Below are 22,465 nucleotides of genomic sequence, written 5' to 3'. Positions count from 1 at the left end.
GACGTCCCGGCCGCACGGCATACGGTGAACCCCGTGCGGCGTCTCCTCGTGTCCCTGCTCGGCGGTGGACTCCTCTGCTTCGCGTTCCCGACCTTCGACATCTGGGTGGCCGCACCTGCGGCCCTCGCGCTGTGGGCGTGGGCCTGGACCGGCACCGGGGCCCGTCGCGGCTTCCTGCTCGGGGTCGCCGGTGGGCTCGTCTTCTTCGTGCCGACGCTCAGCTGGTCGGGCATCTACGTCGGCTCGCTGCCGTGGCTCGCGCTCGCGACGCTGCAGGCCCTCTTCGTCGGCGTCGCCGGCGCGCTCTACGGCTGGCTGGGCCGCCGGGGGAGCGTCCGCCCGCTGGCGTTCGCGCTCGTGTGGGTCGTCGCCGAGGGTTTCCGGGCCCGGGCCCCCTACGGCGGCTTCCCCTGGCTCAAGCTCGCCTTCGGCCAGGCCGACTCGCCCTTCGGTCGCCTGGTTGCCCTCGGCGGAGCGCCGTTCGTCGGGTTCGTCATCGCCCTGAGCGGCGGCCTGCTCGCGCTCGCCGGCCAGCACGCCGTCTCCGCCCTCGCCGACCGGCGGGGGAGCGGCGCCACCGCCACGCCCCGGTCGCGTATGCCGTCCCGTCCCCTCGTGCTGCCCGTCGCGGGAGCGCTCGTGCTCGGCCTCGTCGGTCTGGCCGTCCCGCTGCCGACCGACGGCCCGACCGCCCAGTTCCTCGGCGTGCAGGGCAACGTGGCGCGGCCGGGTCTCGACTTCAACGCCGAGCGCCGCCAGGTCCTCGACAACCACGTCACCGCGACGCTCGAGGCGCAGGAGGACGTCGACGCCGGGAGGGCGCCGGCCCCGGACCTCGTCGTGTGGCCCGAGAACGCCTCGGACATCGACCCGCTGCGCAACGCCGACGCCAAGGACCTCATCCTCGAGACCGTCGACGCGCTGAAGCGGCCGCTCATCGTCGGGGGCCTGCTCGAGGAGCCCGTGGGCTTCGTCTCGAACGTGGCGCTGCTCTTCGAGCCCGGCAAGGGCAACACCGACCGCTACGTCAAGCGCCATCCGGTGCCCTTCGCCGAGTACATCCCGAACCGGTCGTTCTGGCGCACCTTCAGCAAGGAGGTCGACCTCGTCACCCGCGACTTCGTCCAGGGCCCGGCGCCCGGCGTCTTCCGCGTGACGACGGCCTCGGGCCAGCAGATCCGGGCCGGGCTCGCGATCTGCTTCGAGGTGGCCTACGACGACATCATGCGCGACGCCGTGCAGACCGGTGCCAACGTCCTCGTGGTCCAGACGAACAACGCGACCTTCGGCTACACCGCCGAGTCGCCCCAGCAGCTGGCGATCAGCCGCCTGCGGGCCATGGAGTTCGGCCGGTCGGTCGTCCACGTGTCGACGGTCGGACAGAGCGCCCTCATCACACCCGACGGAACCGCGCACCAGGTGACGTCGTTGTTCACACAGGCGGTGGTCAGAGGGGCACTACCCTTGCGGGACGCCACGACGCTGGCGACCCGGGTGGGCGAGGCCCCGGAGTGGGTCGCCGCCGCCGCACTGCTGACGATGCTCGCCCTGGGCCTTCGCAGCGGCCGCCCGGCAGCGCCGGAGACAACGAAGGAAGAGGATGACGACGACGCAGCGTGAGCCGGTGACCCGAGTGGCCGTGCTCATCCCGACGTACAACGAGCGGGACAACCTGCCCGGCATCGTCGCGCGGGTGCGCGCGAGCGTGCCCGCCGCCGACGTCTTCGTGCTCGACGACGGCTCTCCCGACGGCACCGGACAGATCGCCGACGACCTCGCGTCCGCCGACCCGCAGGTCCACGTCGTGCACCGCACCGCCAAGGAGGGCCTCGGCAAGGCCTACCTCGACGGGTTCGCCACCGTCCTCGAGCGCGGCTACGACGCCGTCGTCGAGATGGATGCCGACGGCTCCCACCTTCCCGAGCAGCTGCCGTCGCTGCTCGCCGCGCTCGGTGAGGCGGACCTCGTCATCGGCGCCCGCTGGGTCAAGGGCGGCGAGGTGCGCAACTGGCCGGCCCGTCGCAAGGTGCTCTCCGTCGGGGCGAACCTCTACACCAAGGTGCTCCTCGGGATGTCGGTCAACGACGCGACGGCCGGCTACCGCGTCTACCGCGCGAGCGCGCTGCGGGCCATGGGTCTGCAGGGCGTCGAGTCCCAGGGCTACTGCTTCCAGATCGACCTCACGCTGCGGGCCGTCCGCGCCGGGCTCACCGTCGTCGAGGTGCCGATCACGTTCGTCGAGCGTGAGGTCGGTGTCTCGAAGATGGGCCAGGACATCGTCCGCGAGGCGCTGACCAGCGTCACGCGGTGGGGCGTCGAGCACCGGCTCGGCCAGCTGCGCTCCGTCGCCGGCCGGGTGCGTGGGCGCGAGCCGGTCGGGGACCGGTCGTGAGTGCGACCTCCGGCCCGTCGCGCGGCCCGTCACGGGTCCGGCGGGTGCGGCTGACCCGCCTGGCGGTCGTCGCGCTCCTGCTCCTTCCGATCATCGAGGTCGTCGTCATCGTCGCGGTCGGTCAGGCCATCGGCGGCTGGCCGACCTTCCTGCTGCTCGTCGCGACCTCGTTGCTCGGTGCGTGGCTGATCCGACGCGAGGGCGGCCGAGCCTGGCGCGCCCTCGAGCAGGCCCTGCGCAGCGGTCGGATGCCGGCCCGCGAGATCGCCGACGGCGTCGTCGTGCTCGTCGGCGGCAGCCTGCTCGTCCTGCCGGGCTTCGTCACCGACGTGCTCGCTCTCGTGCTCGTGCTCCCGTTCACCCGGCCCGTCGCGCGCAGCATGCTCGCCGCGGTCATCTCCCGTCGCCTGCTCGCCCAGACCGAGCGCTTCACCGGCCCCACGGTCGCGGGACAGCCCGCCGCGCCCACGTGGGAGCAGGAGCAGACGCCCCACGGCCCGCAGCGCTCGACGACGAGCGACGAGGTCGTCGAGGGCGAGATCATCGACGACGAGGACTGAGCGCGCCTCGGCGGTGCCTGCTCGTCGTGCTCCGCGCTGTCAGGTTCACCTCGAGCCACGGGCGGACGGCATGCACAAGCCTCTGAACGCGAGAAAGCCCGCCTCCACGAACGGGGCGGGCTTCTCGGTGGTGCGTTCTGGCGAGGTCAGGCGGTCTTGCGGCGGCGCGGCTTCTCGCCACGCGACTCACGCAGGAGCGTCAGGCGCTCCTCGAGGAGCTCCTCGAGCTCGGGGATGGAACGACGCTCGAGAAGCATGTCCCAGTGCGTGCGCTGGTGCTTGACCGGCTTGGCCTCCGGCTCGGGACCGCCGCCCTGCAGCTTCGCGTCGAGTCCGCAGCGGCACTCCCACGTGGGAGGCACGTCGGCCTCGATCGAGAAGGGAAGCTCGGTCCGGTGCCCGTCGGCGCAGACGTAGACGGTGAGCTGACGCTCACTCGGTACGACGTTCTCGTCGGACTCCATGCTCCTCGCGCCGAGGTTGGAACCGCGTAGTGCTCGATCGGCCATGTGGACCCCTCCAAGACGTATGCCCGTGTGACACCTCGCTGGTGTCTTACCCTCACAGACGCTTGAACGAGCGAAACGGCCCACTTGTTCCCCGGCGCGCGGCGAAGTGTAGGCGTTTCTCAGATCACGGCGGGAACCGGGTTGCCGGCCTGCTCGATGCCCTCCCGCATCCGCACCCTCGACAGGAGCACGCCACCGATGGCGAAGAAGACGATGAGCGCGATGATCGCCCAGCGGTAGCTGAGGGTGAACTGGTAGACGAGGCCGAAGATGAGCGTCCCGAACCAGCTCGTGCCCCGCTCCATGGCCTGGTAGAGGCTGAAGTACTCCGCCTCTCGGCCGCGGGGGATCAGCTGGCTGTAGAGCGAGCGGGACAGGGCCTGGGTGCCACCGAGCACGAGGCCGATGAGCAGCGCGAGCGCGAGGAAGATGACGAGCGACTTGGAGGGCACGAGGAAGGCGAAGACGACGACGACCGTCCAGAGGCCGATGCCGTAGAGGACCGTGCGCCAGGCCCCCCTCGTGGCGGCCACCCGGCCGGCGAGCCGTGCACCGAAGAACGCGACGAACTGCACGAAGAGGAAGACGCCGAGCACCGTCGTCTCGGAGAAGCCGAGCTCCTTGGACCCGTAGACGCTCGAGCTGCCGATGACCGTCTGGATGCCGTCGTTGAAGAAGAGGTAGGCGACGAGGAACAGCTTGGTCTGCGGGTAGCCGGCCAGGTCGCGGAACGTGCTCCGCAGCTGGGCGATGCTGCCGCCGACGACCCCGGCAGAGCGGTCGACGGGCGTCTCGACCGTGCCCGTCAGGTGGCGCAGGCCGAGGTACGGGATGAGCGTGAAGCCGGCCCACCAGAGACCCGCGGACAGGATGCTGATGCGCGTGCTGAGCGCGCGGTCGAGCCCGAGGTCCTCGTGGAAGAAGTCGAGGGCGAAGTTGAGCGCGAGCAGGATGCCGCCGCCGAGGTAGCCGAACGCCCAGCCCTTCGAGGAGACGCGGTCGCGCTCGTTCTCGTTGGCGATGCGACACAGGATCGAGTCGTAGATGACGAGCGAGGAGCCGAGGCAGATGCCGGCCACGACGACGAGCAGGGCGCCCAGCTGCCAGTTCGTGCCCGCGACGAAGAACATGAGGCTCGCCGCCAGGGCGCCGGCCCACGCGAAGGCGGCGAAGAGCCGGGTCGGTCTCGGGCTGCGGTCGGCGACGGCGCCGATGAAGATGAGCACGATCGCCGACAGGATCGTCGTGAAGGTCACGGTGAAGAACCACAGCGAGCCCGGCGCCACGGGGACGCCGAGCACCGAGAGGTTGGTCGTGCAGTCCTGGCCGTCGGGCAGGCCGGGACAGGCCGCCTGCTCCGCGACGGACGTGAGGTACGGGCTCATGAGCACCGTCGCGGTCGTGGTGACGTAGGCCGAGTTGGCCCAGTCGTACCAGTACCAGGCCCGCTGCTCCCGGGTCTCCGGGCGTGCGGCGTTGACGACGACGTTCGACATGCGAGGACTGTCCCACACGGCCGCGGCGGGGACAGGGGGAGAGGCCGAAACACGCCGCAGCGTCGGGCGCCCGTGGTCAGCGGACGGCATACGACCACTCAGCGGGCGACCGCGGGGGCGTCAGGACTTGGTCACCAGGTGCCAAGTCTTCGCCAGATGCATTGCCCGGCGCGCCCGCGGCTCGACAGGGTTTCGCTCGCCCGACCCCCCCACACCCACAAGGAGATCCATGCGCACGCGCGCCCTGCTCACCCCGCTGGTGCTCGCCGCTGTCACGACGGCCGGCCTCACGATCGCCCCGACGCCCGCGCTGGCCGCCGGCCCCGACATCTCGGTGACGAATACCAAGGCGCACCTCGACCAGCTCCAGTCGATCGCCAACGCCAACGGAGGCAACCGGAGCACCGGCAGGCCCGGCTACAAGGCGTCCGTCGACTGGGTCAAGGCCAAGCTCGACGCGGCCGGCTACACGACGACCGTCCAGAGCTTCAGCACCTCGTCGGGCACGTCCTACAACCTCGTCGCGGACCTCCCGGGCGGCGACCTGTCGTCGGTCGTCATGTTCGGTGCCCACCTCGACTCGGTGTCGGTCGGCCCGGGCATCAACGACAACGGCAGCGGCAGCGCCGGCATCCTCGAGACGGCGCTGGCGTATACCGCGAGCGGCCAGACGCCTCGCAACCACGTGCGCTTCGGCTTCTGGGGCGCCGAGGAGCTCGGCCTGCTCGGCTCGAAGTACTACGTCGGCCAGCTGACGACGGCGCAGCGCACGGCGATCAGGAGCTACCAGAACTTCGACATGATCGCCTCGCCGAACGTCGGCTACTTCGTCTACGACGACAACGCCGTCGGCAACGGCGTCCGCAACGACTTCACGGCGTACTACGACACTCAGGGGATCCCCTGGGAGTACATCGACGTGCAGGGTCGCAGCGACCACGCGGCCTTCCGCTCGAGCGGCATCGCGACCGGTGGCATCTTCAGCGGGGCCGAGTCGATCAAGACCAGCGCCCAGGCGAGCAAGTGGGGCGGCACCGCGGGGCGGGCGTTCGACGCCTGCTACCACCGCTCGTGCGACACGAACACCAACCTCGACCTCGTCGCGCTCGACAAGAACGTCGACACCATCGGCTACATGGTGTGGCGCTACGCCGCCAAGGACTACGGCACGACGACGCCGCCGACCGGGTCGAACCTGCTCGCCAACCCGGGCTTCGAGTCCGGTGCCGTCTCGTGGACGGGGACGAGCGGGCCGATCACGAGCGGGGCGGGCCGGCCGGCGCACTCCGGCACGTGGAAGCTGTGGCTCGGTGGCAACGGCACCATCGCGACCGAGACCGAGCAGCAGACCGTGACGATCCCGTCCGCCGCGACGACGGCCTCGCTGTCCTTCTGGGGCCGCTTCGACACCGCCGAGACGGGGTCGACGGTCTACGACACATTGAAGGTCCAGGTGGTGGCCTCGGGCGTCACGACGACGCTGGCGACGTACAGCAACGTCGGCGCCGACGCGACGTGGACGCAGCGCACCTTCGACCTCACGGCCTACCGCGGCAAGAGCGTCACGGTGAAGTTCCTCGCGACCGAGGACTCGTCGGCGCAGACGTCGTTCGTCATCGACGACACGGCCCTGAGCACCACCTGAGCACCACCTGAGCACCACCTGAGCACCACCTGGGCACCACCTCACCGACGCCGGGCACGGCGCTCCTCCGCCTCCCCTGCTCAGTCGCCGGCGGGGGAGGGGAGGGGTCGCTCCCGGACGTCGGGCGTCGTCGTCAGCAGCTCCCACGCCAGACCGTGGGCGAGCACGACGAGGCAGACGACGGCGAGGGCGGGCGCCTGCAGGCCGCTCAGCCCGACGGCACCGGCCAGCTCGGGCGCGACACCGAGCACCACGATGACGCCGTAGAGCACGGCGACGAGCCAGCGATGGTGCCGGAACGGACCGCGGACGCCGGGGCCGCTGTCGGCGCGGATGAGGCGCAGCGTCGACCACGCTCCGAGGAGGGCGACGAGGCCGAAGGTCGATCGCCAGAGCCACGGCTGGGTGGGCGCGACCTGGGCGAAGAGGCCCATGACGCCGGGAAGCAGGAAGGTGAGGTAGACGCCACCCACGAGCCGACGGGTCTCGTCGCCCGCCAGCAGCTCACGGCGGCGGTCCACGGCGGACCACCAGAGCCCGACGAGCGTGAAGCAGGTGGCCGACACGACGGCATAGAACGTGGAGAGGTCCATGCGCCTTCCTTTCCCCCTCGGAATCGTCCCACCGCCGATGGGTGTCGACCCCCTCGTTTAGCCCTAAAGTATCGGGATGGGCAGTGCACCGGGGGACCAGGTCGGGCGGATCATCGAGGCGTGGCGTCGGGAGAGGCCCGACGTGGACGTGTCGTCGATCGGCATCATCACGCCGGTCGTGCGGCTCGCCGCGCTCGTCACGGACCACCGCGCCCACGTGCTGGCCGGCCACGGCCTCGAGCAGAGCCACCTCGACGTCCTCGCGGCCTTGAGGCGCAGCGGCGCGCCCTTCCGGCTCACGGCCGGCGAGCTGTCCCGGCGCTGCCGCGTCACGGCCGGGGCCACGACCCAGCGGGTCCAGGCCATGGAGGCGCTCGGCTTCGTCGAGCGCGTCCGTGAGGAGCCGGACCGGCGCACCGTGCACGTCCAGCTCACCCCGGAGGGTCTGGCTCGGCTCGACGGGATCTTCGCGGACGTCATTGCCGGCGACGAGTCGCTCCTGTCCGGGCTGGAGCCGAGGCAGCGGGCCGCCCTGGAGGAGCTGCTGCGTGCGTGGCTCGACGCGCTGGAGCCCGGCCCCGGCCACGGTGCAGCCGACGTCACGAAGGTGTGAGGACGACGAGCTGCTGCGTCGCGCGCGTCATGGCGACGTAGCGGTCGACCGCGCCCTCGATGCCGTCACCGAGGGCCTCCGGGTCGACGAGCACGACGAGGTCGAACTCGAGGCCCTTCGAGAGCACCGGCGTGAGCGACCGGACGCGGCTCGTCTCCTCGACGGTGGGGTCGCCGATGACGCAGGCCGTCCCGTCGGGGTGCGCGTCGAGCCACGTCCCGAGGACCGATGCGAGGTCTGCCGTCGAGCCGTGCTGCACGGCCACGCCGCTCTCACGGATCGAGGTGGGCACGTTGGCATCCGGCAGCACGGCACGGATGACGGGTTCGGCCTCGAGCATGACCTCCTCGGGCGTGCGGTAGTTGATGCTGAGCGAGGAGACCGTGACGCGGTCGAGGCCGACGCGGTCGAGGCGCTCCTGCCACGTGTCCGTGAAGCCGTGCCGCGCCTGGGCTCGGTCGCCGACGATGGTGAGGCTCCGCGACGGACACCGGTTGAGGAGCATCCGCCACTCGGCGTCGGTCAGCTCCTGCGCCTCGTCCACGACCACGTGGGCGAACGGGCCGGCGAGCAGGTCAGGATCGACGCCGGGCCCGGCCGCGTCGTCGTCGAGGGCGCTCCGGAGGTCCTCACCCCGCAGCATCGACATGACGTGCATGTCGGAGTCGTCCGAGGCGATGAGGTGCTCGACGACGGCCGCCCGTTCCACCCGCTCCGCGGCGAGGGCGGCGTCGCGCTGCCGCCGCCGCCGCGCGACCTCCGGGTCGCCCAGGCGCATCCGGGCCGCGTCGAGCAGGGGGAGGTCCGACACCGTCCACGCGTTCGGCTCGGCCCGCTGGAGTCGCCGCACCTGCTCGACGGTCAGCGCCGGGGCGCACCGACGCAGGTACGCGGGGACGCTCCACAGGTCGCCGACGAGGTCCTCGGCGTCGAGGAGCGGCCACGTCCGGTCGAAGGCGGTGCGCAGCTCACGGTTCTGCTCGAGCGAACGCCGCACCATGGCCGGGGTGGCCTCGGCCTCCACGTCCGCGCCGTCGTCGTCGATCCGCCCCTCGAGGTCGTGTCGCTCGACGAGGATCGTGAGGAGCGCCTCCCACACGTCGTCGCGGGCCTCGTTGTGCGGGGTGCCCAGGCCGGCGGTGCAGGCCTCGGCCCAGTCCGCGGGGGAGAGCCACACGTCCGCCCATGGCGTCACGACCTCCATCCCGCTCGTCGGTGGCTCCTCGTAGAGCGCCACCGCCGGCTCGATGGCCCTGACGAGGTCCATGGACGCCTTGAGCCGGGCCACCTCCGGGTCGGTGTCCGGTGCCGCCGTGGCGCCTTCGGCGACGAGGTCTCGGAGCGTGCACGTCTGCACACCTTCCTCGCCGAGGCTGGGCAGGACGTCCGAGACGTAGGCGAGGTAGGGCTCGTGCGGGCCGACGAAGAGCACCCCGCCCCGTCGGTGGCCGAGGCGCGGGTCGGAGTAGAGCAGGTATGCCGTCCGGTGCAGTGCGACGACCGTCTTGCCCGTGCCGGGCCCTCCGTCGACGACGAGCGCGCCCCGGGACCCGGCGCGGATGATGGCGTCCTGGTCGGCCTGGATGGTGCTCAGGACGTCACGCATCCGCGGCGAGCGGCTCGCACCCAGCGAGGCGATGAAGGCGGACTCGTCGTCGAGCGCCACGCGTCCGTCGAGCCCGTCGGTCGAGAAGACCTCGTCCCAGTAGTCCGTGACCCGTCCGCGCGTCCAGCGGTAGCGTCGGCGGCTCGCGAGGCCCATGGGGTTGCCGTGGGTGGCGCCGAAGAAGGGCTCGGCCGCGGGGGAGCGCCAGTCGAGGAGCAGACGGTGCCCGTCGCTGTCGGTCAGGCCGAGCCTGCCGATGTAGACAGGGTGAGAACCGTTCTCAGAGATGATGTGGCCGAGGCACAGGTCGATCCCGTAGCGGCGCAGCGCCCGTAGGCGGGCCGACAGGCGGTGGACCTCCTGGTCGCGGTCGAGGGCGGCCTGGCCGGTGCGTGCCGGCGCCCGCCGGACGGCGTCGAGGCGCTCGGACAGCTCGGCGACCGTCGCGTCGAGCGTCTCGGCGATGGCGGCGAAGTGGGCGTCGTCGTGGGCGATGAGGGCCGGGTCGGCCTTGGGCGCCAGGTGGTCGCGAAGGTCGAAGGCGCTGGTCGTCAGCGGGTTCACGCAGGGGCTCCGTCCCGAGGTTTCTGGTGTCGGCCAGTGATTCTCGGTGACGACCGGGGTCTTGCCGCAAGACCCCGGGTGCGCTATACGTTGGGAGTGGAAGGAAGCGCTCGGCGCCTCTTTCCTTTTTTCGGGCCCGACGGACGGGTCGTCCGCTCTCGTCGCTTCCCCCATAACGCCGATAATCGACATTATGTCACTTTGACTGAGTGGGGCCCTCCCCGAAGCGGCGCGCTACCCGTGGTCCTGGACGAAGGCTCGGCGCCGTAGCCTTGCCCCCTGATGCAGTGCGACTACTTCGACGCCGGACGCTGCCGCTCGTGCGCCCTCATGGGTGTGCCGTATGCCGTCCAGCTCGCCGACAAGGACGAGCGCTGTCGACGCACGCTGGCCGGCGCGGCCCCGAGCGTCTCCTGGCTCGAGCCCTTCCCCAGTGCCGAGTCGGCCTTCCGCAACAAGGCCAAGCTCGTCGTCGGCGGCGTCACCGGCGCGGTGACCGTCGGCATCCTCGACGCCGACGCCAACGGCGTCGACCTGCGCGGCTGTGGACTCTACGAGCAGCCGCTGCAGCACCTCATCCCTCGTCTCGCGGCGGTCGTCGACGAGATCGGTCTGGAGCCCTACGACGTCACCGCCCGTCGAGGCGAGCTGAAGCACCTCATCCTCACCCTCTCCCCCACCGGCGAGGTCATGCTCCGGATCGTCCTGCGGTCGCGCCGCCACCAGGCCCTGCTGGAGTCGCGTCTGACGGCGCTGCAGGCACGGCTGCCGGAGGTGTCCGTCGTCACCGTGAACCTCCAGCCCGAGCACAAGGCCGTCCTCGAAGGCGACACCGAGCTCGTCCTGACCGAGCACGACGACCTCGCCATGCCCGTCGGCGGCGTCACCCTCCACCTGCGCCCCAACAGCTTCTTCCAGACCAACACCACCGTCGCCGCCGGCCTCTACCGCCAGGCGCAGGCCTGGACGCGCACCGTCGGCCCGGCCGCGGTGCTCGACCTCTACTGCGGCGTCGGCGGGTTCGCGCTGCACAGTGCGCAGGCAGGCGCTCCCCACGTCGTCGGCGTGGAGGTCTCGCCCGAGGCGGTGCGCAGTGCCGAGACCAGCGCGGCCCGGCTGCGCGAGGACCATCCCGACCTCGGCAGCGTCGAGTTCCGTGCCGGCGACGCCACGGACGTCGACGCGCTCGACCGGGAGCTGCTGGGGACCGGACGGTCGATGGTCGTCGTCAACCCGCCCCGTCGCGGGATCGGCCCGGACCTCGCTGGGTGGCTCGAGGGCTCCGGCGCCTCGCACGTGACGTACTCGAGCTGCAACGTCGACAGCCTCGCTCGGGACCTCGCCCTGCTGCCCTCGTACACGGCCCGCGAGGCCCGGCTCTTCGACATGTTCCCGCAGACGTCACACCATGAGGTCATCGTCCTGCTTGAGCGCGAATCCCATTCTCGACCAAGCGATTTCACCACGGCGGCCGCGCGCTCATGACGAGTCCCCCAGCGACACCCTGGACGGCACCGGACGTCGTGCGCCCGGGCGGTTCACTCGTGGCGCCCGAGGCGACGATGCTGCCCGAGATGCTCGCCTGGCACCGCTCGACGCTGCTGTCCACGTGCTCCGGACTGACGGGCGAGCAGCTGGCCGAGCGGTCCGTCGCCCCCTCGGGCCTCAGCCTGCTCGGCCTCCTGCGCCACCTGCGCAAGGTCGAGCGGATCTGGCTGCGCCAGCGGGTGGCCGGCGAGGACGTCGAGCCGCTGCACGGCTTCGGCAGTGGCCGGGATCTCGACTTCGACGACCTCGACCCCACCACGGCCCAGGCCGACTACGAGGCACTGCTCGACGAGTGGATGCTGGCCGACCGGGCCGTCGCAGGGCGCGGCCTCGACGACGTCGTCGAGGCCGGCGGCGACCCCTTCTCGCTGCGTTTCGTCTACCTCCACCTCATCGGTGAGTACGCCCGGCACAACGGCCACGCCGACCTCGTGCGCGAGCGCGTCGACGGTGCCACCGGTGCCTGAGCCGACGCGACCGTCACCGGACCCCGTCCGGCTCGCGCGGATCCGGCGACGCTTCGCCGAGTTCGCCGAGGAGTATGCCGCCCTCCCGCTCTACTCGACCATCTGCAGACACGTGTCCCAAGACGACGAGACCGCCTCCCTCCTGCTCGCGGCCAGACCGGGACAGGCCCGACCCGTGCTCTGGCTCGCAGCCCTGCACCACCTGGTCCTGTGCAACCCGGATGTTCCTGCGGCACAGTGGTTCCCGAGCGTCACCGGGGCAGCCTCAGCACCGCTCGGCGACCCGTGGCCAGACGTCCGCGGCACCGTTCGCGCGCACGTCGACGAGCTGACCCGGCTCATCGGGACACACGGCACCCAGACCAACGAGGTCAACCGCGCCGTCTACGTCGCGGTGGGTCTGGCCGCGGCCACGGCCGACTGTGGCGACGTGCCTCTCGCACTGGTCGAGCTCGGCGCGAGTGCCGGCCTGCTTCTCGGCGTCGACCGCTACGCCGTCGAGCTGTCCTCCCCCGACGGGACCGTGCTCCTCGGCGACGAGGCTTCACCGGTCCGGTGTGCCGGTGAGGACCGTTCCGGTGTGGGGGCCGTGATCACAGCCGCCGGTGCCACCGCCCCGACCGTGCGCGGCCGCGTGGGGCTGGACCTCCATCCCGTCGACCTCGCCTCGGCCGACGAGGTGCGCTGGCTCGAGGCGTGCCTCTGGCCGGAGGTGGCCGGCCGCATCGACCGCTTCCGCACGGCTCGTGACCTGCTCCGGGACGATCCCCCGACGGTGCTCCGTGGGGACATGGTCGACGGACTCACCGAGGCCGTGCGGCTCGCCCTCTCCGAGGCCGGTGGCGATGCCCACGCCGTGGTCCTGAGCTCGTGGGCGATGACCTACCTCGCCCCACCGCGCCGGACCGACCTCGCGGCGGCCCTCGAGGAGCTGGCCCGGGACGTCCCCTACCTGTCCTGGCTCACCGCCGAGCCGCCGGGATGCGTGCCGGGTCTCGAGGGGTCCACCGTCGCCATCGAGGGGAACACCGTGCTCGGCCTGCATCGGTGGCGCCACGGACGCGCTCTCCCTTCCGCCCTCCTCGGCAACTGCCATCCGCATGGCGCCTGGATCGACGCCACACTCCCGGCACCCCCTGCCTGACGCCCACCCGGGGCCGCTCCCCGGTGCCCGCGGATGTTCCGCAGGACACACATTCCCGCATCTGGCTACGACGGGCCGTTTGTCGGCCTAACCTCTGCGCAGAGGACGTTGCCGGGGAGGGCAATTCCCTTGGTGCATAAGCAAATACGCTGATGCACGGCATTTCGCCCATACCGGGCACGGGGAGGGACTGGCCACCATGAGACTTCGACGACGCAGCGTTCTCGCAGCCCTTGCGACACTCACACTTCTCGTGCCGGGCACGGCCGCCGTCGCGCAGGCCTCGGGGCCGGTGACAACCGTCTCGAGCCTGGCGGCCGAGGCGCCGGTGCCTCCGACGACCCTGCCTCTCGTGTCGGTGGCGCTGACCGACCCCGACCCGACGAAGAACACGCTCGACTACCTCCACGCCTCCAAGGACAACTCCGTCAAGGCCACGGTCAACCTCGTCGACGGTTCCAACGCTGCCAACGACATCGTCGACGCCAGCGCCACCATCAAGGGTCGGGGCAACCACACGTGGACCCTCGACAAGCGGCCCTACCAGATCAAGTTCACGACCGCCGTCGGCCCGCTCGGGATGCAGACGAGCCGGACGTGGGTCCTTCTCGCGAACCACCAGGACCCCTCGCTGCTGCGCAACAAGATCTCCTACGACCTCGCGAACGCCTTCGGGCTGCAGTACTCACCGGAGTCGCGGTTCGTCGACCTCACGATCAACGGCGAGTACCTCGGCAACTACCTGCTCGTCGAGAAGACGGAGGTCGGCACCAACCGGATCGAGCTCACCGACGACCACGGCGTGCTCCTCGAGCTCGACTACGTCCACGGGACCGAGGAGCCGCACTACTTCCTCACCGACCGGACCACGACGCTCTTCGTGCTCAAGGACGCCACCCTCGGCGTCGACGACGTGCTCGACCCCACGGTCGCCATCGCCTACGAGGAGATCAAGGCCGACGTCAACGCGCTCGAGACGCAGCTCTACGCCCCGAGTCCCGACTGGCAGAAGATCAGCTCGCTCATCGACGTCGACTCGTTCGTCAAGTACTACTTCATCCACGAGCTGACCGAGAACTACGACTTCGACCGGTCGAGCGTCTACTTCTACAAGGACGGCCCGAACGACAAGCTCCACGCCGGTCCGGTGTGGGACATGGACGTCGCGATGGGCAACTTCTCGGCCCGCGAGTGGGGCGGCGACCCGACGGCAGAGTACGTGAAGTCCACGACGTACCTCAGGGCCAAGCGCCACAACTGGTTCGAGACGCTCATGCGCAACAAGCAGTTCGTCGCCCTGACGAACCAGATGTACGCCTCGACCTTCGCGAGCCGCATCGACACGACGCTGGCGCAGATCGACACGCTCAAGACCCAGATCGACGCGTCGGCCCGCCTCAACTTCCAGCGCTGGGACGGCAACCTCGGCTACTCGGCGACCACGTTCGACAAGGGCGTCACGTCGTTCAAGAACTGGATCTCGGCCCGCGCCGCCTACCTCCGCCTCGCGTACGGCTCGACCATGCCGACGCTGACCTTCCCGGCCTACCTCGCCGGCACGGGCTGGCAGCCGGCGGTCTCCTCCGGCATGATCGCCGGCACCACCGGCGAGCTGCGTCGCCTCGAGGCCCTGCGGTTCGCGGTGTCCAACACCGCCTTCACCGGCGGGGTCCAGGGCAACGGCCACGTGCAGAACGTCGGCTGGACGGGCTGGGGCTCCCCGGGTGCCCTCGTCGGCACGACCGGGCGCTCGCTGAGGCTCGAGGCCGTCCAGCTGCGCCTGACCGACCAGCTGGCGACGCGCTACGACCTCTCCTACCGCGTCCACGTCCAGAACGTCGGCTGGATGGGGTGGGTCAAGAACGGCGCCACGGCCGGCACGACGGGTCGAGCGCTGCGCATCGAGGCGATCCAGGTGCGCCTGCTGGCCAAGGCGCCGTCGACGTCGTATGCAGCGCACGTGCAGAACATCGGGTGGATGGCCACGGTGTCCGACGGTGCGGTGAGCGGCACGACGGGTCGCGCGCTGCGCCTCGAGGCGCTGCGGATGTCGACGGCTCGGTTGCCCTTCGCGGGTCACGTCGAGTACCGCGCGAACGTCCAGGGCCTCGGCTGGATGAGCTGGACGACGCCGCCCACGATGATCGGCACGGTCGGCCAGGCACGACGCCTGGAGGCGCTGCAGATCCGGCTGACGGGTGAGCTGGCACAGCACTACTCCGTCCGCTACTCCGCTCACGTCCAGGACGTCGGGTGGCAGCCGTGGGTCACGGACGGGGCCACCGCCGGCACGGTGAACCAGGCCAAGCGCGTCGAGGCGGTCAAGATCCTGCTCGTCCCGAAGGCCTTCTGAGCCCGGTGGGTCCCGACGTCGACGTGGTCGACGCCGGGGCCCACTGCATGCCGATTGCATAATGTCGATTATGGGCGAATCATATTGGGCTGCAAGGAAATTCGTCACCGCATGCGACGGCCCAGACCTGCCGCGTACGCGTCCAGCGCCCGGAGCACCGTGGGGGCGCGGTAGACGCGGTTGCGCCGGTGCCCGGTCGACTCCACGAGGATGCCGTCGTCGACGAGTCGCTGCAGGGCCGCCTGCGCCGTCGGGGGCGAGACCTCGAGCTCGCGCGCGACGACTCGTGCCGTGACGACGGGCTGACGCAGCAGGAGGTCGAGCATCGACCACGCCGTGGATCCCGCTCGTGCCGTGAGCTTCGCGGCCCAGTCCGCGCGCACCTGTCGAAGGGTCCCGACGAGCCGCTCGCCGATGTGGGTGCCGTTGCGCGCGGCTTCGGCCACGCATCGCAGGATGGGCTCCACGTCTCCCCTGCGGTAGGCCGTGAGCGCGTCGAAGTAGTCGTCGCGGATGGCGAGCAGGCCGGCCGAGATCGGGACGGTGACCCGCCGGATCGCCCCCGTGTGGAGCAGGACCGAGTGGAGCAGCGCCCGACCGGTGCGGCCGTTGCCGTCGGTGAAGGGGTGGATGGTCTCGAACTGCGCGTGCGCCAGCGCCGCGTGCGCCAGCGGGGGCAGGTCGTCGCGGTCCATGAAGGCGACGAGGTCGGCCATCAGCGCCGGCACGTCGGTCGCCCCGGGCGGCACGTAGTGCGCCTCCCCCGGGTGCAGGGCCGATCCACCGACCCACACCTGCTGCTCGCGCCAGCGACCTCCCGGGTGCAGCGACTGCTGCGCCATGAGGGCCCGGTGCATCGCGAGGACGGCGTCCTCGTCGAGGCGCCCGGCGAGGTCGAGCGCGGCCTGCATGGTGCGGACGTTGCCGAGGATGACGGCGGCGTTGGCCCGGTTGCCCTCGCCGATCTCGGCCTCGGCCAGGGCCCGTGCGGACGAGGTGAGGTTCTCGATCTGCGAGCTCGCGGCGCTCTCGGACCGGAGCAGCACCGAGGCGAACGGCGCGATCTCCCCCGCTCCCCCGGCGTCGAAGGTGGCGAGCAGCCGGGTGGCCTCGTCGAGGTCCGCGGCGAGGTCGCCCGGCAGCACGAGCTCGGCCTCCGCGATCGTGGGCACGACCGCGGCCTCGAACGTGGCCGGCGTCGACCGGAGGGCACGTCGGGACAGGTCGAGCAGGCCCTCGACGGGCTGCCAGGCCATCGTCGTCGAGCCGAGTGCGGGCCACGTCGTTGCCATGTCGGTGACACCTCCTTGGTTAAGGTTATCGCACAACCTTTATCAAGGAGGCTCCGTGCTTAGGCGTGCGCGACGTCCACCGGGGCCTCGACGACCCACCACGCGGCATACGGGCTCAACGACGCCAGCCCGTCCGCCCCACCGAAGACGGGGTATCCCCCGAGCGCGTCGTAGGGATGCGCGATGCCGACGTCGGCGAAGTGGCGGACCTCGACCCGCTGCCACGACGAGGTGACGTTGTAGACGCAGACCATCGAGCCGCTCGGGTGCGTGCGGACGACGGCCAGCACACCGTCGTCGGTCTCGAGGAGCACCCTCGTCTGCGCCGACGCATGGAGCTGCGGCAGGTCTGCGCGCACGCCGGCGAGGTGACGCAGTCCCTGGAAGACCTTCCCGGACACGGTGTCGAGGTCACCCCGCTCCGCAGCGACGGCCCAGTCGAGCCGCTCGCGGTGCGCCCACCTGTTGTCGTCCTCGTGGCCGGGCTCGCTCGCCCAGTCCGGGTCGTTGGGCATCCCCAGCTCGTCGCCGCTCCACACGACGGGAATGCCACCCCAGCCGGCGACCACGGCGTGGGCGAGGAAGAGCCGGGCCAGTCCCTGACCGACCCCGTCGGCGTCACCGCGGGCCTCCGCGTCGGCGAGGCCCGTCAGTGATGCGGCCGTGCCGCTGATGCGTTTGTCGCCGGTCGCCGGGTTGTGCTGGAAGACGAGACCGTGGGCCCACGACCCGGGGTGGTCTCCGGAGTACCAGTTCGACAGGAAGCGCCGGTGGGCGTAGCCGTCGAGGCCGGCGGAGGCCGCGTCCCCGTCGTCGATGGCCCACCCGATGTCGTCGTGGCACCGGACGTAGCAGATCCACGTGCCGCTCGGCGGGGTCGCCGGGAGCGCCGAGAGGGCCTGCTTGGCGAGCCCCGTGCTGCCCGTGGCGAGCATGGACCACACCTGCACCATGAGGCTGTTGTGGTACGCGAGGTCGCTGACCCGGCCGGCGTGCTCGCCCTGCCCGAGGTACAGCACGAGGTCCCGCGGACCGACGATCGCCTCGGCCTTGAAGGCGAGCGCCGGGCACGCGATGCGCGCCACGGTGCGCAGTGCCTGGGTCACCGCGTGGACCTCCGGCTGGTTCTGGCAGCTCGTGCCGAGCCGCTTCCACGTGAACGCGATCGCGTCGAGCCGGAGCACCTCGACACCGAGGTTGGCGAGGTACAGGACGATGTCGGCGTACTCGACGAGGACGTCGGGGTTGGCCCAGTTGACGTCCCACTGCCACTCGTTGAAGGTCGTCCACGCCCAGCCGCGCAGCTCGTCGTCCCACGTGAAGTTGCCCGGTGCGAAGTCCGGGAAGACCTCGGGCAGGGTGCGTTCGTAGGCGTCCGGCATGACCCGGTCGGGGTAGACGTGGAAGTAGTCGCGGTAGCGCGACTCCCCCGCCCGGGCGCGACGGGCCCAGTCGTGCTCGCGCGCGACGTGGTTGAGCACGAGGTCGAGCACGAGCGAGATGCCCTGCCCCCGAAGGTCGCTCGCGAGCCGGCGCAGGTCCTCCACGTCGCCGAGGTCGGGCCGGACGGTGCGGTAGTCCTGCACGGCGTAGCCGCCGTCGTTGTCCCCGTCACGGGGCTGGAGCAGCGGCATGAGGTGCAGGTAGCTGACGCCGAGGTCACGCAGGTAGCCCACCCGCCCCCGCAGTCCGTCGAGGTCGCCGGCGAACCGGTCGGTGTAGCAGGCGTAGCCGAACATGCCGGGCTGCTGGAGCCAGTCGGGGCGCAGCAGCCGGCGCTGGTCGAGGCGGCGCAGCTCGGGCGAGCGCTGACGGTAGCCGGCCACCGCGCTCTCGACGAGACGCAGGGCGAGCGCTGACACGTCGTGCTCCGGATAGAGGACCATGAGCGCCGCGACGAGGTCGTCGGACCATCGCTCGAGCCTCAGCTCGAGCGTCTCGCGGTCGTGGTCGTCGAGCCCCGCGAGCAGCGAGGTCACCGACTCCGCCGTCGGCCGGACGTCGTGCGCAGCGTCGCTCATGGCCCGATTGAACAGCACCGGGCGGCTGCGCGACAGGGGCACGCGGCCCTCACCGGCGGCAGGTCACTCGAAGGGACTGGGGTCCCCCGCACCGACACGGGTCACGACGGGGTAGCCGTCGGAGTAGTCGACGACGGTCGTCGGCTCGAGGCCGCACTCCCCCGAGTCGATGACGGCGTCGATGACGTGGTCGAGGCGGTCCTTGATCTCCCAGCCCTCGGTCATCGGCTCGTCGTCGTCGGGCATGAGCAGCGTGCTCGAGAGGATCGGCTCACCCATCTCCCGCAGCAGCTCACGGACGACGGGGTGCTCCGGGATGCGCACCCCCACGGTCTTCTTCTTCGCGTGCAGCAGGCGTCGCGGCACCTCCTTCGTCGCGGGCAGGATGAAGGTGTAGGGCCCGGGCGTCGCGGCCTTGATGGCCCGGAAGACCGAGTTGTCGAGGTGCACGAACTGGCCCAGCTGGGCGAAGTCCGAGCAGACGAGCGTGAAGTGGTGCTTGTCGTCGAGGCGTCGGATCCGCAGGATGCGCTCCTTGCCCTCCGGGTTGTCGAGGGAGCAGCCGAGCGCGAAGCACGAGTCGGTGGGGTAGGCGATGAGCCCGCCGGACCGCAGGATCTCGACCGCCTGCGCGATCGCCCGCGGCTGAGGATCCACGGGGTGCACGTCGAAGTACTTCGCCATGGCACCACCCTGCCATGCTGGTGCCATGACCGAGCAGACGGGTGAGGGCCGGATCGTCGCTGACGGCGAGCACGACGGCATCGAGGTGCTCGACAACCCCGAGCGTGGGCGTTTCGAGCTGCGCGACGGGGACCACGTCATCGGGGTCGCCAGCTATGCCGTCGTCCCGGGCGCCACGCCCGGGACGCCCGCCCGTGTCGTCTTCTTCCACACCGAGGTGAGTCCGGCCTACGAGGGTCGGGGCCTCGCCGGGCGCCTCGCCGCGTACGCGCTCGATGCCACTGTCGCGGCGGGCCGTTCGATCGTCGCGCTGTGCCCGTACATCAAGGTGTACCTCCGCCGTCACCCGGAGCCGTATGCCGCCCGCGTCCTCGCGCCGACCCGGGACGACGTCGACGCGGCGGAGCGCGCGGCGGCCGCGAGGTGAGGGCCGGGTGACCCGCCCGCACGTCGTCGTCGTGGGCGGTGGCATCGTGGGGTCGGCCGTGGCCCGCAGGCTCACCCTGTCGGACCCGCGCCCCGAGGTGACCGTCGTCGAGAAGGAGACGGCGCCGGGTCGGCACCAGACATCGCGCAACAGCGGTGTCGTCCATGCGGGGCTCTACTACGCCCCCGGCTCGGCCAAGGCCACGCTCTCGCGCGAGGGAGTCCGGCGTCTGCGCCGCTACTGCGACGAGCGGGCGCTGCCCTACGAGGAGGTGGGCAAGCTCGTCATCGCGCTCGACGAGGTGCAGGAGGCACGGCTGCGCGACATCGAGGCCCGCGCCCGGGCCAACCGCGTACCGGGCCTGCGGTGGCTCGGGCCCGACGCACTGCGCGAGGTCGAGCCGCATGCCGTCGGGCGCGCGGCGCTGCACTCGCCCACGACGGCCATCACCGACTTCGCCCGCGTGGCGGCGGCGATGCTCGAGGACGCGGCGTCCCTCGGCGCCGCGGTCGTCACGGGCTTCGAGGTGACGGGGTTCGACCGCCGTGGTGATCGCGTCGAGGTCCGGGGTGCCGACGGCCGGCGCTTCGTCGCCGACCGCGTCGTCATCGCCGGCGGGTTGCAGGCCGACCGGCTCGCACGGCTGGCCGGTGACGGTCCCGACCCGGAGATCGTGCCGTTCCGCGGCGAGTACCACCGCCTCGTGCCGTCCGCCGAGCACCTGGTGCACGGACTCGTCTACCCCGTGCCCGACCCGCGCTACCCCTTCCTCGGGGTCCACCTGACGAGGCGCGTCGACGGGCGGGTCCTCCTCGGGCCGAACGCCGTCCTCGCCACCGCTCGCGAGGGCTATCGGCGTCGGGACGTCGACCTCGGGGTCGTGCGTGGGCTCGTCTCGTCCCGCGGGTTCCTGCGGTTCGCCCGAGCCAACCTGCGCACGGGAGCGCACGAGGTCGTGGGGTCGCTGAGCCGGCACGCGTTCGTCGAGCGGGTCCGCCGCTACGTCCCGGAGATCGGCCTGTCGGACGTCGTGCCGGCGCCCCCGGGGGTCCGCGCCCAGGCGATGGACCCGGACGGTGAGCTCGTCGAGGACTTCCGCTTCAGCCGCGTCGGGTCGGTCCTGTGCATCCGCAACGCGCCCTCTCCGGCGGCCACGGCATCCCTCGCGATCGCCGAGCGGGTCGTCACGCTCCTCGACCTGGGCTGATCCCCCGTCAGGCGCCTCACCTGAGCCGCCACGGCCAGGACGACGAGGTCCCGACACCGTGCCGGCGGCGTCACTGCGGACGGCGGGTGTCAGTGCTTGCCGAAGTAGTCGCTCGCCTCCATGGCATCGATGACGGAGGGCGCGCCGTGCTGGCCGATCGCGTAGCCGCCGAGGTCGACGGCGGTGTCGGCGATGAGGCTGACGGGACTCAGCAGCTCCCACGGCGAGACGTCGAGGTCGGGACCCTCGGCGGGGTCGAGGGCGATCTGCGTACCGAGGGCGTTGGGCAGTGGGTTGTCGCCGATGAAGGGGACGTGGTCGGTGAAGGAGCCGAGGGGGTTCTGCACGGTCGTGAGGACCTCGCCGCGCACGTGGTAGTTGCGGATCTGGCCCGAGGTGAGCGAGGCGTCGTCGTGGCCGAGCGCCGCGGCGGCCAGGACGGTGTTGGGGTGCACGCCGGCTGCGTTGAAGGTCACGGCCGGCACGTCGGTGGCCACCGAGGCGGTGCTCGCGAGCCCGCCGCCCAGGGAGTGACCGGTGAGGACCATGTTCTCGCTGCCCACGGCCCCGGCGAGGTGCTGGGCGAGGGCGACGGCCTGGAGGTGCTGCGCGCTCAGCCCGCCGGCGCCCTGCTGCAGGTTGGTGCCCCAGTCACGCACGCTGGACGGGTCGGTCCCGGCGAAGGCCAGGACGTAGCGTCCCTCGTCGTCGCGGTAGATGTTGGCCTGGAACCCGCCCGATCCCTCGAGGCTGTCGGGGTCGATGCCGAGCGACTCGAGCTCGGAGTCGCTGAGCGGGTCGAAGCTCTCGGTGCCCTCGCCGTCGTAGACGCCACGGGCGAGCTCGGCCAGCTCGAGGTCGATGTCGTGCGGACGGTCCCCACGCACGTCGTCGGCGAAGGGCGGCGGCTCGGCGACGGCATCCGGGCCGGTGGATGACCCGGCGACACCGGGGAACGGGAACGGGCCGGGGAGGCCGCCGCCGCCCGGACCCGCACCGTCGCCGCTCGTGCCGCGCTGGGCCCGCGCGTTGTCGGTCAGTCGACGGGACATCGTCTCCAGGGTCGATCCGAGGGCCACGAGCACGGCGGACGTGGAGCGCCAGCTCTCCTGGGCCGACTGCGCGTCGTCGCCACCCCACGAGCGGCCGATGACCGCGAGCGCCCGGGTCCCGGTCGCACGGATGCCGTCCACCTCGCCGGCGCACGCGGTCAGCTCGCGCGCGGCACGCTCGAGCGCTTCGGGGTCTGCACCCTTGCGGTAGAGCACGTGGGCCTCCTGTCGACGGTGGGCCCCACGGTAGGTGGGGTGCCGCCGACGGTCCATGGGGAGCACTCCCCGCGTG

At 71.5% G+C, this 22,465-nt stretch carries 19 protein-coding genes; 11 read left to right on the top strand and 8 right to left on the bottom strand.

The genetic code is table 11. The annotated features are described in order from the left end of the window. The first annotated feature begins 33 nt into the window (after positions 1-33). Genes lnt through ACSQ2D_RS11050 form a run of 3 tightly spaced genes read left to right on the top strand, consistent with a single transcriptional unit; the run spans position 34 to position 2,952 of the window. Positions 34-1,620: an apolipoprotein N-acyltransferase gene (gene lnt / locus ACSQ2D_RS11060; protein ID WP_435985996.1), complete on the top strand. Its 1,587-nt coding sequence runs from the start codon at positions 34-36 to the stop codon at positions 1,618-1,620. Further along, positions 1,601-2,392, top strand: coding sequence for a polyprenol monophosphomannose synthase (locus ACSQ2D_RS11055; protein ID WP_435985995.1), 792 nt, complete (start codon positions 1,601-1,603; stop codon positions 2,390-2,392). The genes lnt and ACSQ2D_RS11055 overlap by 20 nt, the downstream gene beginning before the upstream one ends. Further along, entirely contained in the window at positions 2,389-2,952 is a 564-nt protein-coding gene (locus tag ACSQ2D_RS11050; protein ID WP_435985994.1) for an FxsA family protein, read from the top strand. The genes ACSQ2D_RS11055 and ACSQ2D_RS11050 overlap by 4 nt, the downstream gene beginning before the upstream one ends. 146 nt (positions 2,953-3,098) lie before the next feature. Here ACSQ2D_RS11050 and ACSQ2D_RS11045 read toward each other — a convergent pair whose 3' ends face one another. Further along, positions 3,099-3,461: an RNA polymerase-binding protein RbpA gene (locus tag ACSQ2D_RS11045; RefSeq protein WP_028785601.1), complete on the bottom strand. Its 363-nt coding sequence runs from the start codon at positions 3,459-3,461 to the stop codon at positions 3,099-3,101. A 119-nt stretch (positions 3,462-3,580) separates the two neighbouring features. Next, a complete protein-coding gene (locus ACSQ2D_RS11040; RefSeq protein WP_435985993.1) occupies positions 3,581-4,957 on the bottom strand; it encodes an MFS transporter in 1,377 nt (458 codons plus the stop codon). A 229-nt stretch (positions 4,958-5,186) separates the two neighbouring features. Between ACSQ2D_RS11040 and ACSQ2D_RS11035 the strand changes: the two genes are divergently transcribed. Continuing rightward, positions 5,187-6,602: a M20/M25/M40 family metallo-hydrolase gene (locus tag ACSQ2D_RS11035; RefSeq protein ID WP_435985992.1), complete on the top strand. Its 1,416-nt coding sequence runs from the start codon at positions 5,187-5,189 to the stop codon at positions 6,600-6,602. Between the two features lie 80 nt (positions 6,603-6,682). Here ACSQ2D_RS11035 and ACSQ2D_RS11030 read toward each other — a convergent pair whose 3' ends face one another. Beyond that, positions 6,683-7,195, bottom strand: coding sequence for a hypothetical protein (locus ACSQ2D_RS11030; protein ID WP_435985991.1), 513 nt, complete (start codon positions 7,193-7,195; stop codon positions 6,683-6,685). Between the two features lie 76 nt (positions 7,196-7,271). Here ACSQ2D_RS11030 and ACSQ2D_RS11025 point away from each other — a divergent pair, with 76 nt between their 5' ends. After that, entirely contained in the window at positions 7,272-7,808 is a 537-nt protein-coding gene (locus ACSQ2D_RS11025; RefSeq protein WP_435985990.1) for a MarR family winged helix-turn-helix transcriptional regulator, read from the top strand. On the opposite strand, the gene helR is transcribed toward ACSQ2D_RS11025, so the two are convergent. After that, positions 7,795-9,978: an RNA polymerase recycling motor ATPase HelR gene (gene helR, locus ACSQ2D_RS11020; RefSeq protein ID WP_435985989.1), complete on the bottom strand. Its 2,184-nt coding sequence runs from the start codon at positions 9,976-9,978 to the stop codon at positions 7,795-7,797. The two genes, ACSQ2D_RS11025 and helR, sit on opposite strands and share 14 nt — an antisense overlap. Positions 9,979-10,260: 282 nt before the next feature. Here helR and ACSQ2D_RS11015 point away from each other — a divergent pair, with 282 nt between their 5' ends. The 4 genes from ACSQ2D_RS11015 to ACSQ2D_RS11000 all read left to right on the top strand — a co-directional run bounded on the left by ACSQ2D_RS11015 (position 10,261) and on the right by ACSQ2D_RS11000 (position 15,490). After that, complete coding sequence (locus ACSQ2D_RS11015; RefSeq protein ID WP_435985988.1) at positions 10,261-11,463, top strand: methyltransferase domain-containing protein; 1,203 nt, start codon at positions 10,261-10,263, stop codon at positions 11,461-11,463. After that, positions 11,460-11,993, top strand: a complete 534-nt coding sequence (locus ACSQ2D_RS11010) for a mycothiol transferase (RefSeq protein WP_435985987.1) — start codon at positions 11,460-11,462, stop codon at positions 11,991-11,993. Before ACSQ2D_RS11015 ends, ACSQ2D_RS11010 begins: the two co-directional genes overlap by 4 nt. Further along, entirely contained in the window at positions 11,986-13,137 is a 1,152-nt protein-coding gene (locus tag ACSQ2D_RS11005; protein ID WP_435985986.1) for a DUF2332 domain-containing protein, read from the top strand. The genes ACSQ2D_RS11010 and ACSQ2D_RS11005 overlap by 8 nt, the downstream gene beginning before the upstream one ends. Positions 13,138-13,390: 253 nt before the next feature. Next, positions 13,391-15,490: a CotH kinase family protein gene (locus tag ACSQ2D_RS11000; RefSeq protein ID WP_435985985.1), complete on the top strand. Its 2,100-nt coding sequence runs from the start codon at positions 13,391-13,393 to the stop codon at positions 15,488-15,490. 104 nt (positions 15,491-15,594) lie between these two features. Here ACSQ2D_RS11000 and ACSQ2D_RS10995 read toward each other — a convergent pair whose 3' ends face one another. The 3 genes from ACSQ2D_RS10995 to ACSQ2D_RS10985 all read right to left on the bottom strand — a co-directional run bounded on the left by ACSQ2D_RS10995 (position 15,595) and on the right by ACSQ2D_RS10985 (position 19,487). Then, positions 15,595-16,782 (bottom strand): Fic family protein, encoded by a 1,188-nt coding sequence (locus ACSQ2D_RS10995; protein ID WP_435985984.1) that lies wholly within the window; start codon positions 16,780-16,782, stop codon positions 15,595-15,597. Positions 16,783-16,841: 59 nt separating this feature from the next. Further along, a complete protein-coding gene (locus tag ACSQ2D_RS10990; RefSeq protein ID WP_435985983.1) occupies positions 16,842-18,803 on the bottom strand; it encodes an amylosucrase in 1,962 nt (653 codons plus the stop codon). Between the two features lie 63 nt (positions 18,804-18,866). Beyond that, a complete protein-coding gene (locus tag ACSQ2D_RS10985) occupies positions 18,867-19,487 on the bottom strand; it encodes an L-threonylcarbamoyladenylate synthase (protein ID WP_435985982.1) in 621 nt (206 codons plus the stop codon). A gap of 25 nt (positions 19,488-19,512) precedes the next feature. Here ACSQ2D_RS10985 and ACSQ2D_RS10980 point away from each other — a divergent pair, with 25 nt between their 5' ends. Next, positions 19,513-19,914, top strand: coding sequence for a GNAT family N-acetyltransferase (locus ACSQ2D_RS10980; RefSeq protein ID WP_435985981.1), 402 nt, complete (start codon positions 19,513-19,515; stop codon positions 19,912-19,914). Positions 19,915-19,921: 7 nt separating this feature from the next. Further along, positions 19,922-21,121 (top strand): L-2-hydroxyglutarate oxidase, encoded by a 1,200-nt coding sequence (gene lhgO, locus ACSQ2D_RS10975; protein ID WP_435985980.1) that lies wholly within the window; start codon positions 19,922-19,924, stop codon positions 21,119-21,121. Between the two features lie 89 nt (positions 21,122-21,210). On the opposite strand, the gene ACSQ2D_RS10970 is transcribed toward lhgO, so the two are convergent. Continuing rightward, the gene (locus tag ACSQ2D_RS10970; protein ID WP_435985979.1) at positions 21,211-22,389 is read right to left on the bottom strand and encodes a hypothetical protein; all 1,179 of its coding nucleotides are present in this window, start codon (positions 22,387-22,389) and stop codon (positions 21,211-21,213) included. Positions 22,390-22,465 lie beyond the last annotated feature (76 nt).

The sequence above is a fragment of the Terrabacter sp. LjRoot27 genome (assembly GCF_964254175.1).
Taxonomy (GTDB): Bacteria; Actinomycetota; Actinomycetes; order Actinomycetales; family Dermatophilaceae; genus Terrabacter.
Note: the sequence above shows the minus strand (reverse complement) of the source record. Positions and strands in the feature narration are given on the sequence as shown.

Excerpts from the sequence above, each read along its gene's own strand:
- ACSQ2D_RS11055 (WP_435985995.1), top strand. The coding sequence starts at position 1,601 with ATGACGACGACGCAGCGTGAGCCGGTGACCCGAGTGGCCGTGCTCATC.
- ACSQ2D_RS11045 (WP_028785601.1), bottom strand. The coding sequence starts at position 3,461 with ATGGCCGATCGAGCACTACGCGGTTCCAACCTCGGCGCGAGGAGCATG.
- ACSQ2D_RS11040 (WP_435985993.1), bottom strand. The coding sequence starts at position 4,957 with ATGTCGAACGTCGTCGTCAACGCCGCACGCCCGGAGACCCGGGAGCAG.
- ACSQ2D_RS11035 (WP_435985992.1), top strand. The coding sequence starts at position 5,187 with ATGCGCACGCGCGCCCTGCTCACCCCGCTGGTGCTCGCCGCTGTCACG.
- ACSQ2D_RS11030 (WP_435985991.1), bottom strand. The coding sequence starts at position 7,195 with ATGGACCTCTCCACGTTCTATGCCGTCGTGTCGGCCACCTGCTTCACG.
- ACSQ2D_RS11025 (WP_435985990.1), top strand. The coding sequence starts at position 7,272 with ATGGGCAGTGCACCGGGGGACCAGGTCGGGCGGATCATCGAGGCGTGG.
- ACSQ2D_RS11015 (WP_435985988.1), top strand. The coding sequence starts at position 10,261 with ATGCAGTGCGACTACTTCGACGCCGGACGCTGCCGCTCGTGCGCCCTC.
- ACSQ2D_RS11010 (WP_435985987.1), top strand. The coding sequence starts at position 11,460 with ATGACGAGTCCCCCAGCGACACCCTGGACGGCACCGGACGTCGTGCGC.
- ACSQ2D_RS10995 (WP_435985984.1), bottom strand. The coding sequence starts at position 16,782 with ATGGCAACGACGTGGCCCGCACTCGGCTCGACGACGATGGCCTGGCAG.
- ACSQ2D_RS10990 (WP_435985983.1), bottom strand. The coding sequence starts at position 18,803 with ATGAGCGACGCTGCGCACGACGTCCGGCCGACGGCGGAGTCGGTGACC.
- ACSQ2D_RS10985 (WP_435985982.1), bottom strand. The coding sequence starts at position 19,487 with ATGGCGAAGTACTTCGACGTGCACCCCGTGGATCCTCAGCCGCGGGCG.
- ACSQ2D_RS10980 (WP_435985981.1), top strand. The coding sequence starts at position 19,513 with ATGACCGAGCAGACGGGTGAGGGCCGGATCGTCGCTGACGGCGAGCAC.